A 15,601-nucleotide genomic window follows, 5' to 3' on the forward strand; every position below is an offset into this window, starting at 1 on the left:
CTTCACGGTGCCGAGGCCGCGGCGGCGGCCTTTGCGGCGCTGTCCTGCGCCTTGCGCGCGAACTCGGCGCGCAGCGCCTTGAGCTTTTCGCGCGGGTCTTCCCTGGTGGTGGCCTTGTCCAGGCCCATCTCCGCGATGAAGCGGCTGGGCACGCAGGGCACCATCTCGCGGCCCTGCTTGCGCTTCTTGGTCCAGCTCACGGCCAGGCTGCGCTGCGCGCGGGTGATGCCCACGTACATCAGGCGGCGCTCTTCCTGCAGGCGCTGCAGGGTGTCTTCGCTGACCTGCTGCTGGCGGCCGTTGTCGTCGTCGAGCTTGAAGGGCAGCAGGCCCTCGCTCACGCCGATGAGCATGACGTGCGGCCACTCGAGGCCCTTGGAGGCGTGCAGCGTGGAGAGCGTGACCACGTCCTGGTCCTGCTCGCGCTCGCTGATGGTGGACAGCAGCGAGATGGTCTGCGCCACCTCGAGCAGGCTCTTGCGCTCGCTCTCGATGCCGCCGCTGTCGGCGCCCGAGGTGTCGTCGAGCGTGCCGCCGGCGCGCTGCGACATCCAGTCGACGAACTCCAGCACGTTGGTCCAGCGCGAGGCCGCGGCGGCCTCGCTGTCCTCGCCGTCGTACAGGTGCTTCTCGTAGTCGATCTCCTTGAGCCAGTCGAGCATGAAGGTGCGCGAGTCTTCCGCGCCCATGGTGCGGCGCGCGCGGTATTCGAGGTCGTTGATGTAGCGGCCGAACTCGTGGATGCCCTCGAGCGTGCGCTTGGGCATCACGCTGGGCAGCGAGGGGCTGAAGAGCGCTTCGAATAGGCTCAGCTTGTACTGGCTCGCGAAGCTGCCCAGGCTCGCGAGCGTGGTGTGGCCGATGCCGCGCTTGGGCGTGGTGATGGCGCGCAGGAACGCAGGGTCGTCGTCGTTGTTGACCCACAGGCGGAACCAGCCGCACAGGTCCTTGATTTCGGCGCGGTCGAAGAAGCTCTGGCCGCCCGAGACCTTGTACGGGATCTGCGCCTTGCGCAGCGCCTGCTCGAACACCCGCGCCTGGTGGTTGGCGCGGTAGAGGATGGCGAAGTCGCGGTACTCCTTGTACTGCTTGCCCTGCGTGATGGCCTCGCCCGCACGGATGCTGATGATGCGCGCCACCGCGCGCTCGGCCTCGTGCACCTCGCTGTCGGCATCGACGATGCGCACCGGCTCGCCCTCGCCGAGCTCGGAGAAGAGCGTCTTCGGAAAGAGCTTGGGGTTGGGGCCGATCACGTTGTTGGCCGCGCGCAGGATGGCGCTGGTGGAGCGGTAGTTCTGCTCCAGCTTGATGACCTTGAGCGTGGGGTAGTCGACCGGCAGCTTGCGCAGGTTGTCCAGCGTGGCGCCGCGCCAGCCGTAGATGGACTGGTCGTCGTCGCCCACGGCGGTGAAGCGGCCGCGCTCGCCGGCCAGGGCCTTGAGCACGTCGTACTGCGTGGCGTTGGTGTCCTGGTATTCGTCCACCAGGATGTGGCCCATCATGGCCTGCCACTTGGCGCGCACTTCCGGGAATTCGTACAGCAGCTTCAGCGGCATGCCGATCAGGTCGTCGAAGTCCACGCTCTGGTAGGCCAGCAGCCGCTCTTCGTAGCGGGCCATGATCTTCGCGGTGATGCGCTCGTTGTCGTCGGCGGCCTGGGCTTCGGCCTGCGCGGCGTTCAGGCCCATGTTCTTCCACTTGCTGATGGTCCACTGCCAGATGCGGGCGGTGGCTGCGTCGGTGGTGCCGCCGGCGTCCTTCAGGATCTTGGTCACGTCGTCGGCGTCGAGGATGCTGAACGCCTTTTTCAGGCCGAGCACGGCGCCGTCCTCGCGCATCATGCGCACGCCCAGCGCGTGGAAGGTGCACACCACCACCTTGCGCGCGTCCTTGCCGATGAGGTCTTTCGCACGCTCGCGCATCTCGGCGGCGGCCTTGTTGGTGAAGGTGATGGCCGCGATGCGCTGCGGCTCGATGCCCGACTGGATCAGCCGGCCGATCTTGTGCGTGATCACGCGCGTCTTGCCCGAGCCCGCGCCGGCGAGCACCAGGCAGGGACCGCTCATGTAGTTGACCGCTTCGAGCTGGGCGGGATTGAGACCGTGGGACATGGGAGAAAAAGAGAACCGAAGGAACCGGAAGAGCCAAAAACGCCGCGGGGCGCGGCAGGCGCAAAAGCGGGCAATGATACGGGGCCGGCCTTCCCGGGGTTGTAGGCCGCCGACGCCGATCCGGCCCACCGGCAGTAGGCAACGACAATGGAGCGGTGCTGCCTGTATTCCTTGTTACTTTCCCTTTCTTCGCGCTGATCGCGGCCGGCTACGGCGCGGCCCGGGCCCGCATCCTGCCGCTGGACGCCATTCCCGGTCTCAACACCTTTGTCCTGTACTTCGCGCTGCCGTGCATGCTGCTGCGCTTCGGCGCGGGCACGCCCATCGGGCAGCTGCTGGACGGCAGCGTCGCACTGGTTTGGGGCATCTGCGCGCTGGCGGTGGTGGCGGGCGTGGTGGCGCTCACGCGCAACGCGCGCATCGGCTGGAACGACGCGGCCTTCGGCGCGCTGGTGGCGGCGTTTCCGAACACCGGCTTCATGGGCGTGCCGCTGCTGGTGGCCATTCTCGGCGCGCAGGCGGCGGGGCCGATCATCATCACGATCGCGTTCGACCTCGTCGTCACCTCGTCGCTGTGCATCGCACTGTCGCGGCTCGACGGGGCCGGCGGAGCGGGGCGGCACGGCGCCATGCTGGCGGCGCGCAAGGCGCTGCGCGGCATCGTGGTCAACCCGATGCCGTGGTCGATCCTGCTGGGCGTGCTGCTGTCGGCGGCGCACTGGGCGCTGCCGGGGCCCGTCGAGCGCACGGTGGCCATGCTGGCCGACGCCGCCTCGCCGGTGGCGCTCTTCACCATCGGAGCGGTGCTGGCCCGCTCGGCGCTGCTGGCGCGCGAGCACGACGCCAGTGCGGCGGTGGCCGAGGCTATGGGCGCGACCGGGCACATGCCGGCGGCCAAGGCGCCGTGGAGCGACGTGCTGCCGGTGGTGGCGGTGAAGCTGCTCGCGCACCCGCTGCTGGTGTGGGGCCTGGGGCTCGGCGCCATCGCGCTGGGGCTGCCGCTGTCGCATGCGGCGCTGGTGACGATCGTGCTGGTCGCGGCGCTGCCGAGCGCGAGCAACGTGTCGATGCTGGCCGAGCGCTTCGGCGCGGACAACGGCCGCATCGCCCGCATCATCCTGTGGACGACGGTGATCGCCTTCCTGAGCTTTCCGCTCGCGGTGAGCGCGCTGAGGAACTAGGGAGTCAGCACCCCGAGCTTGTACGGGTCGGCATCGGCGAGGCGCTCGCACTTCGAGAAGTCGCGGCCCTGCGTGCCGTCGCAGTAGTAGGTGTTGTAGACGCGGCCGAAGAGCGTGGGGCTCGCGGTGAAGAGCACGCCGTGGTCGGGCTGCCAGTTGTCGCGGGAGCTGTCCTTGGCGGGCGGAACGCTGGCTTCCACCGGCTTGGCCGAGGTGGGCGTGAACTCGGCCAGCGTCTTGTGGGCGTCGTCGCCGCGCCAGCGCACCGCCAGCTCGGCGGCCGAGGGGCGCTGCGCCACCGGCAGCAGGATGCCGTTGACCTGCAGGCCATAGCCGAAGCGATGAGTCTTGCCGGCCAGGAAGGCGTAGGCGCAGGCCGCCATGCACTGGCCTCGCACCTCGGTCTGCACGCCGCTCGCGCGGATGGCGTCGGCGAAGGCGCCGGCCGCTTCGGCGGTGCCGCCGAACGAGTCCTCGAAGACCACGGTGTGGATCGTTCCGCTGCCGAGCTGCTCGGTGAACTCCTTGACCATGGTCCCGTCGAGCATGCCCGAGACCACGAGACGGCCGCCCTGCACCTCCAGCTCCGCGGCGGTCGAGGCCGACGGCATGGCGAAGGAAAGGGAAAGGGCGGCCAGGCACGATGCCAGCGAGAGGGACCAACCAGAGCGAGACGGCGGTTTCACGGCGACCTACCTTTGCAAGCGGTGAGCGAGGCAGTTTGGAGTGCGCGATCCGCGGCGGGTTCGCGTCTTTACAGCTTGAGCAGCGCCGGGGTGCGCCGTCAACTCTTTTTTCACAAATTTGCGGTAGTCCGGGGCATGTCGTAAGACATAGCTATCCGCTACTACTTCAGATGAATGCTTGGGTTTGCAGATGCGCTGCTACAGTGCTTCCAAGTCAAGATGTGAATGGGGCGCGCAATGGCAATTCTGGTTCGCATCCTTCTGTGGCTGGCCTGGCTCTCGGCCGTCGGCTGGTTCTGGCATGCCGGCAGGTTCGGCACCGCCACGGCGATCGCGCTCGCTGCGCTGAGCCTCGTGGTGTTCGCATGGCCCGTGAGCGTCGCGCGACGCCGGCACAACGAACTTCGCTACGTCGACATGGGCAAGGAGCCCACCGGCTACCACTGAAACCGCGGTCTCTGGCCCGCGGGCGGCCCCGGCCTCAGATGCTGTGCGGGTCGACGTCGACCAGCCAGCGGATCACGCCCTTGCCTTCCGGTGCACGCCGCAGTTCGTGCAGCAGCGGCTGCCATGCCGCAAGCAGCTTCTGCAGCGCGGCGCGCGAGGGGCTCTCGATCAGCATCTGCGCACGCTCCACGTTCGCCACGCGCTGGATCGCCAGCGGCACCGCCGGATAGCGCGTGACGATGTCGGCGCCGGGCAGCGACTCCGCCTGGTCGGCAGCCGTGTTCAAAAAACCCTGCGCCACCGACTGCTCGCGCGCGTCGGCCCTCAGCAGCGCCTGGAACGCGAAGGGCGGCATGGCTGCGGCGCGGCGCTCGTCGAGCTGCTGCTGCGCGAAGGCGACGTAGTCGTGCTTGCGCAGCGCCATGAAGAGCGGGTGCTGCGCATGGTGCGTCTGCACCCACATCTCGGCCTTCGCACCTTGCGCGGCGAGGTAGGCGGCGTCGCGGCCCGCGCGGCCGGCCGACTGCATCAGCAGGCTGAAGAGCCGCTCCGGCGCGCGGAAGTCGCTGGAGAACAGCGCGCCGTCGGGGTTCACCGCCGCCACCAGCGTGATGCGGCGGAAGTCGTGGCCCTTGGCGATCATCTGCGTGCCCACCAGCACGTCGACCTCGCCCGCATGCACGGCCGCGAGCTGCGACTCGAGTGCGCCCTGCTTCTTGGTGCTGTCGGCGTCGATGCGCGCGATGCGGATTGCGCCGCCATCGGGCCGCTTCACCGACGAGAACAGCTCCGCCAGGTGCTCCTCGAGCCGCTCGGTGCCGCGGCCGACCGGTGCGATGTCGGGGTTGCCGCAGGCCGGGCAGGCACGCGGCACGCGCTCGGTGAAGCCGCAGTGGTGGCAGCGCAGCGTGCGGTCGATCTTGTGGAACACGCGATACGCGCTGCAGTGCGGGCATTCGCTCTTCCAGCCGCAGTCGCCGCAGGCCAGCACCGGCGCATAGCCGCGCCGGTTGAGGAAGATCATGCTCTGCTCGCCGCGCGCGATGCGCCGGCCGATGGCGTCGAGCAGCGCGCCCGAGATCACCGTCTTCGGCGGCTGCAGGTTCATGTCGACCAGCCGCACGGCCGGCAGTTCGCCCGCGCCGATGCGCGAGGGCATGGCCAGCCGCACGTAGCGCCCGCCCGGGTCTTCGCCTTCGGCGGGGCGGCTCTGGTGCCAGCTCTCCAGCGAGGGCGTGGCCGAGCCCAGGATCACCTTGGCCTTCTCGCGCTGGCCACGCCACACGGCGAGGTCGCGCGCAGAGTAGCGCGCGCCTTCCTGCTGCTTGTAGCTGGGGTCGTGCTCCTCGTCGACCACGATGAGCCTGAGCGCCGGGATCGACGCGAACACCGCCATGCGCGTGCCCAGCACGATGCGCGCCGTGCCGCTGTGCGCCGCCAGCCAGCTCGCCAGGCGCTGCGGGTTGGTCATGCCGCTGTGCAGCGAGACCACCGCCTCGTCGCCGAAGCGCGCCTTGAAGCGGGCTTCGAGCTGCGGCGTAAGGTTGATCTCGGGCACCATCACCAGCGCCTGCGCCTCGGGCTCGCGTGCCAGCAGGTCGGCCACGCAGCGCAGGTAGACCTCGGTCTTGCCGCTGCCGGTGCTGCCGGCGAGCAGGAAGGTGCCTGTTGCTTCCTCGATGCGCGCCAGCACGGCCGCCTGCTCCGCGCTCAGCGCCACCGGGTTCGACGACTCGGGCGTCTGCGCCACCGGCCCGGCCGCGCTCTTGCGCTTGAGCCGGCGCGCGAGCTGCGCCGTCGACAGGTCGCGCAACTGCGGCGGCAGCGCGGCCAGCGCGATCTCGCCGATCGAGCGCTGGTAGTAGCGCGCGGCAAAGGCCACGAGGTCGCGCCAGCCCTCGCCCAGCGGCGTGAGCGCATCGAGCGCCGCGCCCACCGGCTTGAGCGCCATGTCGGGCTCGGCGCCTTCCAGCGAGACCGGCTCGTTCCAGACCACACCCAGCACCTCGCGCTTGCCCAGCGGCACCCGCACCAGCGTGCCGGGCGGCAGGGGCTCGGCGCCGGCGTAGCTCAGCAGGTCGCCGAGCGCGGCGTGCGCGGGCGTCTGCACGGCGATGTCGAGCCGCCAGGGCAGCGCCGCGGGGGCGCCGTCCGTCGGATCGGAGGCCTCGTCGAGGGGGAGGCGGGCGGAGGAGATGGCGGGTCCTTCTTGGAGCGATTTGTTAATGAGACTTGGAGCAAGAGCGCTTAAGTCGTTGATTTTTCAGCGCTTTGGAGGCCATCCAGAGTTCCTGTGGATAACTTTGTTGACAAGCATGCTGGACTCGCCGCCAAGCCTTGAAAATCAAGGCTCTGGCTGGATTGCCCGGAAAAAAAGCAAAGTTCAAATCCTATATAAATCAACAACTTAGCGTTGCTATCTCTTTGGGAGCAAAGAAAGCGGCTCCCTTCGGAATCTTGCGCAGTGCAGCACGCGTTTTGTGCATAAGTGGGAACCATATGCCGTTTTTGCGCTTGACAAACGGCGGCGTACCGACTCCCGGGGGCGCACCGCGGCCGCGCGAACCCGTTCTTGCTGATAACAGGTGTATCAGCCGCGCATCGCGCGCGACCTGGCGTGCACCGCCGCCACCAGCGCCGCCACGTGCTCCGGCGGCGTGAACTGGCTGATGCCGTGGCCCAGGTTGAAGATGTGCGTCGGGCCCTGGGTGGCGCGGTCGGTGTGGGGCTTGCCGAAGGTGTCGAGCACCTTGGCCACCTCGGCCTCGATCCGCTCGGGCGGCGCGAACAGCACGTTGGGGTCGATGTTGCCCTGCAGCGCCTTGGCCTTGCCGTCCGTGCCTTCGGCAATCTGGCGGCGCGCGGCGGCCAGGTTCACGGTCCAGTCCACGCCAAGTACCTGGCAGTCGAGTTCGCGCATGGCTTCCAGCCACAGGCCGCCGCCCTTGGTGAACACGATGCGCGGCACCGGCTGGCCGTCGGCGCCGTTGCGCTTCAGGCCGGCCAGCACGCGGGCGGTGTAGGCGAGGCTGAATTCCTGGAACGCGCCGTCGGCCAGCACGCCGCCCCAACTGTCGAAAATCATCACGGCCTGCGCGCCGGCGTCGATCTGGGCGTTGAGATACGCGGCCACCGAATCGGCGTTCACGGCCAGCACGCGGTGCATCAGGTCGGGGCGGCCGTAGAGCATGCTCTTCACCAGGCGGTAGTCGCTGGAGCCGGCGCCTTCCACCATGTAGCAGGCCAGCGTCCACGGGCTGCCCGAGAAGCCGATCAGCGGCACGCGGCCATTCAGCGCCTTGCGGATCGAGGCCACGGCGTCGAACACGTAGCGCAGCTTTTCCATGTCGGGCACTTCGAGCGCGGCCACCGCCGCCTCGTCGCGCAGCGGGCGCGCGAAGCGCGGGCCTTCGCCGGCCTCGAAGGACAGGCCCAGGCCCATGGCGTCGGGCACGGTGAGGATGTCGGAGAACAGGATGGCCGCGTCCAGCGGATAGCGCTCCAGCGGCTGCAGCGTGACCTCGGTGGCGTAGCCGGTGTTGGTGGCCAGCCCCATGAAGCTGCCCGCCTTAGCGCGGGTGGCCACGTATTCCGGCAGGTAGCGGCCGGCCTGGCGCATCAGCCAGACGGGCGTGTGGTCGGTGGCCTGGCGCCAGCAGGCCCGCAGGAAAGTGTCGTTTTGCAATGGGGCGAAAGGCATTTCCCGATTGTCGCAGGGGTGTGTCCCGGCCCGCTCAGGCAACCGGCTTGCCGCCGAACGCGTCCGCCACGAGGCCGATGAGCCACTGCAGGGCCGGGTCGGCATCTTGCGCGGCCGTCCACAGCAGCGACACCTCGTAGGCCGGCGTCTCGAAAGGCAAGGGGCTCACCGCCAGCCCCAGCGCGTCCCGCCAGGTGGCGGCGGCGAAGGTGGGCACCGTGGTGATCGCGGGCATCTGCCGCACGATGAAGGGGCTGGTCGCGAAGTTGCGGCTGGAGAAGACGACCTGGCGCGCGTGCCCCTTCTCGCGCAGCAGTTCGTCGACGAGCCCGCTGAGGTCGGCGCTGAACGAGGTCAGCAGGTGCGGGTGGCGCAGGTACTCGGCGAGCGTGATCTTCGTGCCGCGCAGCTTCACCAGCGCCGGGTTGTAGACACAGACGAAGTTCCAGCCGAACAGCGCGCGCTGCCGGTGCCACGAGGCGCGGTCGATGAAGACGCCTGCCGCCAGCTCGATCTCGGCCGCGTCGAGCATGGCGGGCGCATTCGTGCGGTCGGCCTCGCGCGCGATCAGCCGCACGCCGGGCGCCTCTTCGGAAAGCCGCTGCATCAGCCGCGGCATCAGCGCCACTTCGAGCGCGTCGCTCAGGCCGATGCGGAACACGCGCTCGGCCTTCGCCGGGTCGAACGCTGGCCGCGCATGCAGTGCCTGCTGCAGCGACAGCAGCAGCGGCTCGATGACGCGCGCAAGCTCCAGCGCACGCGGCGTCGGCGTCATGCCGTGCGAGGTGCGCACGAACAGCTCGTCGCCCAGCGCGGCGCGCAGGCGCTTGAGGGCGCCGCTCAATGCAGGCTGGCCGATGAACAGGCGCTGCGCCGCGCGCGTGACGCTGCGTTCGTGCAGCAGCGCGTGGAACACCAGCAGCAGGTTCAAGTCGAGCCGCCTGAAATCACTTTCGTTGATGTATTCCATGGTTTCAAACGATTTGAATGATAGTGCCGTGCTCCCTAACCTGAGGCCTCTTCCAGCATTCAAAGGAATCGGCATGACCCAGAAGGAACAACAGCAACAGACGGTGGTGGTGGTCGGCGGCTCGTCGGGCGTGGGGCTCGAGACCGTGCGGCGCATGGCGGCGACCGGCGCGCGCGTGATCGCCACGGGGCGCGACAACGGCAAGCTGCAGGAGGCGATTGGTGGCCTGGGCGCGAACGTGAGCGGCGCGGCCTTCGACGCCTGCGACCGCGGCGCGCTCGATGCCTTCTTCGACAGGGTCGGGCCCGTCGACCACCTGGTGCTGACGCTCAGCGGCGGCGAGGGCGCGGGCGAGTTCGCGCAGCTCGACCTGCAGTCGCTGCGCCGCGGCTTCGAGGCCAAGTTCTGGCCGCAGCTCGAGGCCGCGCAGTCCGGCGCCCGCGTGCTGCGCAAGGGCGGCAGCCTGACCTTCGTGACGGCGATTTCCGCGCGCAACTCGCTGCCCGGCACGGCGGGGCTCGCGGCCATCAACGGCGCGATCGAGGCGATGGTGGGCAGCCTGGCGCGCGAGCTGAAGCCGAGCCGCGTGAACGCGGTGTCGCCCGGCCTGGTCGACACGCCCTGGTGGAACCGCGTGCCCGCCGCGATGAAGGACGACCTGTTCCGCCAGCAGGTCGAGACGCTGCCCGTCGGCCGCGTGGGCCGTCCGCAGGACGTGGCGCATGCGATCCAGTTCCTGATCGAGAACGGCTACACCACGGGCACCGTCATCGAGTGCGACGGAGGGCTGCGGCTGGTGTGAGTCGAAGCGCCGGCAGCACCCGAAAGTTCCTGGGCCGGGGCATGCATGGGGCGGGCATCGAAAAGTTTTGTTGAAAAAACGGGGGGTGGATACAGAGCGATACGCAGGACCGGGCGAACGGCGGTTCGAGGCGCGAAAGTCGGATCCATCGACCTTCCACCACAACCTCCAGCCATCCAGGAAAGCCCCATGACATCGTCGCTCCAACTGCCCCGCAGATCCTTCCTCGCCGCCGCGGCCCTCGGCGCCGCAGCCGCCCAGCTGGCGGCGCTCACGCCGGCTTTCGCCCAGGCCGCCGGGGCGCCCCGGCGCCTCGAGCCGCTCAAGAGCATCGATGCCGGCACGCTCAACATCGGCTACTACGAAGCGGGCCCGGCCGACGGCGCGCCGGTGATCCTGCTGCACGGCTGGCCCTATGACATCCACATGTTCGTCGACGTGGCGCCGGCGCTCGCGGCGGCCGGCTTTCGCGTCATCGTGCCGTACCTGCGCGGCTACGGCACCACGCGCTTCCTGTCGGCGGACACGCCGCGCAACGGGCAGCAGTCGGTGGTCGCCGTGGACATCATCGCGCTGATGGACGCGCTCAAGATCCAGGTCGCCACCGTCGCCGGCTGCGACTGGGGCGCGCGCACCGCCTGCATCATGGCCGCGCTGTGGCCGCAGCGCGTGAAGGCGCTGGTGTCGGTGAGCGGCTACCTCATCGGCAGCCAGGAGGCCGGCAAGGTGCCGCTGCCGCCGCAGGCCGAGCTGCAGTGGTGGTACCAGTATTACTTCGCGACCGAGCGCGGCCGCGCCGGCTACGAGAAGAACCGCCACGACTTCGCCAGGCTGATCTGGCAGACCGCGTCGCCCAAGTGGAACTTCGACGCGGCCACCTTCGATCGCAGCGCCGTGGCGCTCGACAACCCCGACCACGTGGCCATCACGGTCCACAACTACCGCTGGCGCCTCGGCCTGGCCGAGGGCGAGGCGAAGTACCAGGCCCTGGAGGAGCGGCTCGCCAAGGCGCCCGTGATCGGCGTGCCCACCATCACGCTCGAAGGCGACGCCAACGGCGCGCCGCACCCGGAGCCCAGCGCCTACGCGAAGAAGTTCTCGGGACGCTACGAACACCGGCTGGTCAGCGGCGGCATCGGCCACAACCTGCCGCAGGAAGCGCCCGAGGCCTTCGCGAAGGCGGTGATCGACGTCGCGCGCGGCTGAGTCGACAAGCCCTGAGCGCAGGAACGACGAACATGTGGAACATCCACCAGGCCTACATCGACGGCGCCTTCGTGCCCGTGCAGGGCGGCGAGCGGCTGGAGATCGTCAACCCGGCCACCGGGCAGCCGATCGGCACCGTGACGCTGGCGAACCGCGACGACGCGAAGCGGGCGATCGAAGCCGCGGGCCGGGCGCAGCCGGCAATGGCCGGCAGCAGCAAGGCGCGGCGCATAGCCATGCTCAGGCGCCTCGAAGCCGCCGTGCTGGCGCGTACCGAGCAGATCTGCGAAGCCACCATCGAGGAATACGGCGGTCCGCTGGCGCGCTCGCGCTGGGTCAGCAACTACGCATCGCAATGCTTCGCCGACACGGCGCGGATGCTGGAAGGCTACGAGTTCGAGCGCCGCATGGGTGACGCGGTCGTGCGCATGGAGCCGGTCGGCGTGGCCGGACTCATCGCGCCATGGAACAGCACCGCAGGGAGCATCTGCAGCAAGCTGGCCTCGGCCGTCGCCGCGGGCTGCGCATCGGTGATCAAGCCCAGCGAGTTCAGCCCGCTGCAGGCGCGGGTCGTGACCGAGGCGCTGCACGAAGCCGGGCTGCCCGCGGGCGCGGTCAACGTGCTGCTCGGACGCGGCGGCGACGTGGGCGACGAGATCGCCACCCATCCGGCGATCGCCAAGATCTCGTTCACCGGCTCGACGGCCACCGGCAAGCTCATCGCGCGCGCGGGCCTGGACACGCTCAAGCGCGTGAGTCTCGCGCTCTCGGGCAAGTCGGCCACCGTGGTGCTGGACGATGCAGACCTGCCGGCGGCGCTGCCCATGGCGCTGGGCGCGGCCTTCATGAACAACGGCCAGGCCTGCGTGGCGGGCACGCGGCTGCTGATTCCGAACGCGCAGATGGCGCAGGCCATCGAGATCCTGCGCGCGGCGGCAGCGGCCATGCGCGTGGGCGATCCGCGCGACCCCGCCACCGCGGTCGGGCCGCTGGCGAGCAAGGCGCAGTTCGAGCGCGTGCAGCGCTACATCCGCCGCGGGCTCGAGCAGGGCGCGACGCTCGTGGCCGGCGGCGAGGGCCGGCCGGATGGTTTCGACAAGGGCTGGTTCGTGCGCCCCACCGTGTTCGCGGGCGTGCGCAACGACATGGACATCGCGCGCGAGGAGATCTTCGGGCCGGTGCTCTCGGTGATCGGCTACGACGGCGATGACGAAGCGGTGGAGATCGCGAACGACTCGCCGTACGGGCTGCAGGCCTACGTCTTCTCCTCGCAGCCGCAGCGCGCGCTGGATGTGGCTTCTCGGCTGCGCGCCGGCACGGTGCTGGTCAACCGCGTCACGCCCGAGCTGAGCGCGCCTTTCGGCGGCGTGAAGCAGTCGGGCATCGGCAGGGAGTTCGGGCTCTTCGGCATGGAAGCCTTCCTGGAGCCGAAGACGATGGCGGCCGCACGGTCGGGCTGAAGTCGGGCTGAAGCCGAGCGGGGGCGGCAAGGAGGGGGTGGGGCAGGCGCTATCCTGCCTCATGCTTTCTACAGAATCCGCTTCCGTCGCGTCGAACGCCGGCAGGAGGCAATCGGGGGCCTGGGCGTGGCTCTTCTCCGTCCTGATCTTGCTGTGCATCGCGCTGGGCTCATGCCCGGCGTTCGCGCAGACGAAGACGACCCTGGTGCCCGTGCCGCCGATGAAGACGCGCGTGGTCGACCTCACGAACACGCTGGACGCGAGCGAGACTGCCGCGCTGCGCCAGGAGATTTCGGAGCTCGAGAGCAGCACGCAGGCGCAGCTCGCGGTGCTGATCGTGCCGACGACCGGCCGGGAGACGATCGAACAATTCGCCACGCGCGTGTTCGCGACCTGGAAGCTGGGCCGCAAGGACGAGGACGACGGCGTGCTGGTGCTCGTCGCGCTGAAGGACCGCAGGATGCGCATCGAGGTTGGCAAGGGGCTCGAAGGCACGATCACCGACATCCAGGCCGCCGCGATCATCGACCGGGAGATGGTGCCGCGCTTTCGCAACGGCGACTACGCGGGCGGCGTGCAGGCCGCGGTGCGGGCGCTCTCGCAGCTGATCGGTGCGCCGGCGACGGCGCAGCCCTGGCCCGACACGCTCGCATCGGACACAGCGTCCGCGCCGATGCCGGTGGATGAAGAGGCCGTGCGCGAGCCGACCTCATCCGGCGGAGGCCTCACGCCGGAGGGGAAGGCCTTCCTGGGCGTCATGCTGTGGAGCATCGGCGTGGGTGCGTGGCATGGGCTTGGCGCGGGGCCGCTCGTCGCCGCGCGCCGCCGCGCCTCGCGACCCGCTTCGCGCGGCAAGCGTTCGGGCAAGCGAGGGCGGCGCCTGCATCGCCCCGAGCCCTGGGCCGAGGCGCTGCAGGAGATCGAACCCGAAGCGCCCCGCAAGCCGCGCGACTGGCGGCTCGTGCTCGGCCTTGTCGGCGCGGGTCCGCTGGGCGGGGCGGCCATGCTGCTGAATCCCTTCATGGCGTGGGTCCTCGCCATTCCCGCGCTCTTCCTCTATGGCCTCGGCTACCTGTGCGGGCGCGTGAAGGAAGTGGCTTACGTGCTCGGCGGCATCGCCGCGGTGATTGCCGCGCTGGTCTGCATCGCCTTCATCGTCGGCGCCGATGCGTTCTGGCCGGGCTTTCTGTGGGCGCTGGCCATCGGCGGCGCGGGCCTGCTGGTCACGGTCATCGTCTTCGGCATCCGCAACACCTGGCGGGACGGCAGCGTGCTCGGGTTCGCGGTCCGCTGGATCGTCGTGCTGGGCGTGGTCGTCGCGGCGGTGGTGATCAGCGAGCCCGGACCGTTCTTCGACGAGACGTGGATCCCGGTTGCCGTTGCGAGCGTTCTCGCGCTGCTGTTCATGTTCGTCTTCCCGAGCTTCGGCTCGGGTTCGGGGGACGGCGACAGCTCGGACAGCGGCTGGAGCAGCGGCTCGTCGAGCAGTTCTTCGAGCAGCAGCAGCAGTTCGTCGGGCAGCTCTTCGTCCGGCGGTGGCGGCTCCAGCAGCGGAGGCGGGGCCTCCGGCAGCTGGTAGCCGCCGGTCAGACCACCGGCACGCGCCGCGCGTCGGCCGGGTTCACGTTGCGCCGGTACAGCACCAGCGTCGCGATCAGCCCGCACACGGCGGCGGCCGTCATCCACAGGCCCGGCGCGCCCTTGTCGCCGGTCATCTCGATCAGCCCCGTGGCGATGGCCGGCGTGAAGCCGCCGAAGAGCGCGGTGGCCAGGCTGTAGGCCAGCGAGAAGCCGGCGGTGCGCACGCTCACAGGCATCACCTCGGTGAGCGCGACCACCATCGCGCCGTTGTAGCTGGCGTACAGGAACGACAGCCACAGCTCGACCGCGAGCATGCGCGCGAAGCTGGGCTCGCCGACCAGCCACTTGAGGGCAGGGTAGGCGGTGAGGATGGTCAGCACCGTGAACACGACCAGCAGCGGCTTGCGGCCCACGCGGTCGGACAGCGCGCCCATGATCGGCAGCCAGATGAAGTTGGAGATGGCCACGCACAGCGTGACGATCAGCGCGTCGGTGGTGCTCAGGTGCAGCACGGCCTTGCCGAAGGTGGGCGTGTAGACGGTGATCAGGTAGAACGACACGGTGGTCATCGACACCAGCATCATCCCGGCGATGACCAGGCCCCAGTTGGCGACCATCGAGCGGAAGATCTCGCGCGCGTCGGGACGGTGCTTGCGCGCCATGAACTCCTCGGTCTCCTGCAGCGAGCGGCGGATGATGAAGAGCACCGGCACGATCAGGCAGCCCACGAAGAAGGGAATGCGCCAGTAGAAGTCGCCGATCTCCTGCGGCGTGAAGGTCACGTTGAGCCAGTAGCCGATGGCCGCGGCCACGACGATGGCCACCTGCTGGCTGGCCGACTGCCAGCTCACGTAGAAGCCCTTGCGGCCCGGCGTCGCCATCTCCGACAGGTACACCGACACGCCGCCGAGCTCCACGCCGGCCGAGAAGCCCTGCAGCAGCCGCCCGATCAGCACCAGCACCGGAGCCGCGATGCCGATGGTCGCGTAGGCCGGCACACAGGCGATCAGCAGCGTGCCGAGCGCCATCAGCGCGAGCGTGACGATCAGGCCCTGGCGGCGGCCGACGCGGTCGACGTACGCGCCCAGGAAGATCGCGCCCAGCGGCCGCATCAGGAAGCCGGCGCCGAAGGTCATGAAGGTCAGCATCAGCGAGGCGTACTCGTTGCCCGACGGGAAGAAGGCCTTCGAGATCTGCGTAGCGTAGAAGCCGAACAGGAAGAAGTCGAACATCTCCATGAAGTTGCCGCCGGTCACGCGCAGGACGGTGGCGAACTTGGAGGAGGAAGCGGTGGAGGCGTGGGCAGCGGTGCCCGTTTGCGCGGCGCTGGGCGCAGGATTCATCTTGTTGTCCCCTTGGGCAGTACTGGCGATGTGCTCGCCCAAGGGTAGTACCGGCTCCCCGACCGCAACCTGACTGCGGCGGTCAGGTAGCTGTCACTCGCCGCCGCAGTCGGC

The 15,601-nt window shown here is 69.5% G+C and carries 12 protein-coding genes; 6 read left to right on the plus strand and 6 right to left on the minus strand.

Annotated elements, in window-relative coordinates; genetic code table 11:
* Window positions 1-2 precede the first annotated feature (2 nt).
* Window positions 3-2,111 carry an ATP-dependent helicase gene (locus FHT32_RS26985; RefSeq protein ID WP_176667647.1) on the minus strand — a complete coding sequence of 703 codons (2,109 nt, stop codon included), beginning with the start codon at window positions 2,109-2,111 and terminating at the stop codon, window positions 3-5.
* Window positions 2,112-2,266: 155 nt separating this feature from the next.
* Here FHT32_RS26985 and FHT32_RS26990 point away from each other — a divergent pair, with 155 nt between their 5' ends.
* The gene (locus FHT32_RS26990) at window positions 2,267-3,292 is read left to right on the plus strand and encodes an AEC family transporter (protein WP_176667648.1); all 1,026 of its coding nucleotides are present in this window, start codon (window positions 2,267-2,269) and stop codon (window positions 3,290-3,292) included.
* Here the strand turns inward: FHT32_RS26990 and FHT32_RS26995 are convergent.
* Window positions 3,289-3,903 carry a hypothetical protein gene (locus FHT32_RS26995; protein WP_176667649.1) on the minus strand — a complete coding sequence of 205 codons (615 nt, stop codon included), beginning with the start codon at window positions 3,901-3,903 and terminating at the stop codon, window positions 3,289-3,291. The genes FHT32_RS26990 and FHT32_RS26995 overlap by 4 nt on opposite strands.
* A gap of 312 nt (window positions 3,904-4,215) precedes the next feature.
* Here FHT32_RS26995 and FHT32_RS27000 point away from each other — a divergent pair, with 312 nt between their 5' ends.
* Window positions 4,216-4,425, plus strand: a complete 210-nt coding sequence (locus tag FHT32_RS27000; protein WP_176667650.1) for a hypothetical protein — start codon at window positions 4,216-4,218, stop codon at window positions 4,423-4,425.
* Window positions 4,426-4,459: 34 nt separating this feature from the next.
* Here the strand turns inward: FHT32_RS27000 and FHT32_RS27005 are convergent, their stop codons facing one another.
* The 3 genes from FHT32_RS27005 to FHT32_RS27015 all read right to left on the minus strand — a co-directional run bounded on the left by FHT32_RS27005 (window position 4,460) and on the right by FHT32_RS27015 (window position 9,095).
* Entirely contained in the window at window positions 4,460-6,535 is a 2,076-nt protein-coding gene (locus FHT32_RS27005; RefSeq protein ID WP_371132259.1) for a primosomal protein N', read from the minus strand.
* A gap of 480 nt (window positions 6,536-7,015) precedes the next feature.
* Window positions 7,016-8,125 (minus strand): uroporphyrinogen decarboxylase, encoded by a 1,110-nt coding sequence (hemE, locus tag FHT32_RS27010; protein WP_176667651.1) that lies wholly within the window; start codon window positions 8,123-8,125, stop codon window positions 7,016-7,018.
* Between the two features lie 34 nt (window positions 8,126-8,159).
* Window positions 8,160-9,095: a LysR family transcriptional regulator gene (locus FHT32_RS27015; protein WP_176667652.1), complete on the minus strand. Its 936-nt coding sequence runs from the start codon at window positions 9,093-9,095 to the stop codon at window positions 8,160-8,162.
* A gap of 73 nt (window positions 9,096-9,168) precedes the next feature.
* On the opposite strand from FHT32_RS27015, the gene FHT32_RS27020 reads away from it, so the two are divergent.
* From FHT32_RS27020 to FHT32_RS34830, 4 genes are all read left to right on the plus strand, one after another.
* Window positions 9,169-9,897 (plus strand): SDR family oxidoreductase, encoded by a 729-nt coding sequence (locus FHT32_RS27020; protein WP_176667653.1) that lies wholly within the window; start codon window positions 9,169-9,171, stop codon window positions 9,895-9,897.
* A 189-nt stretch (window positions 9,898-10,086) separates the two neighbouring features.
* On the plus strand, window positions 10,087-11,103 hold the full coding sequence (locus tag FHT32_RS27025; protein ID WP_176667654.1) for an alpha/beta fold hydrolase: 1,017 nt from the start codon (window positions 10,087-10,089) through the stop codon (window positions 11,101-11,103).
* 32 nt (window positions 11,104-11,135) lie between these two features.
* Window positions 11,136-12,563: an aldehyde dehydrogenase family protein gene (locus FHT32_RS27030; RefSeq protein ID WP_176667655.1), complete on the plus strand. Its 1,428-nt coding sequence runs from the start codon at window positions 11,136-11,138 to the stop codon at window positions 12,561-12,563.
* Between the two features lie 61 nt (window positions 12,564-12,624).
* A complete protein-coding gene (locus FHT32_RS34830; RefSeq protein WP_218088432.1) occupies window positions 12,625-14,142 on the plus strand; it encodes a YgcG family protein in 1,518 nt (505 codons plus the stop codon).
* Between the two features lie 7 nt (window positions 14,143-14,149).
* Here FHT32_RS34830 and FHT32_RS27040 read toward each other — a convergent pair whose 3' ends face one another.
* Window positions 14,150-15,487, minus strand: a complete 1,338-nt coding sequence (locus FHT32_RS27040; protein WP_176667656.1) for an MFS transporter — start codon at window positions 15,485-15,487, stop codon at window positions 14,150-14,152.
* Between the last annotated feature and the right edge of the window lie 114 nt (window positions 15,488-15,601).

The organism is Variovorax sp. SG517 (genome assembly GCF_013376045.1).
In the GTDB taxonomy this organism is placed as follows: domain Bacteria; phylum Pseudomonadota; class Gammaproteobacteria; order Burkholderiales; family Burkholderiaceae_C; genus Variovorax.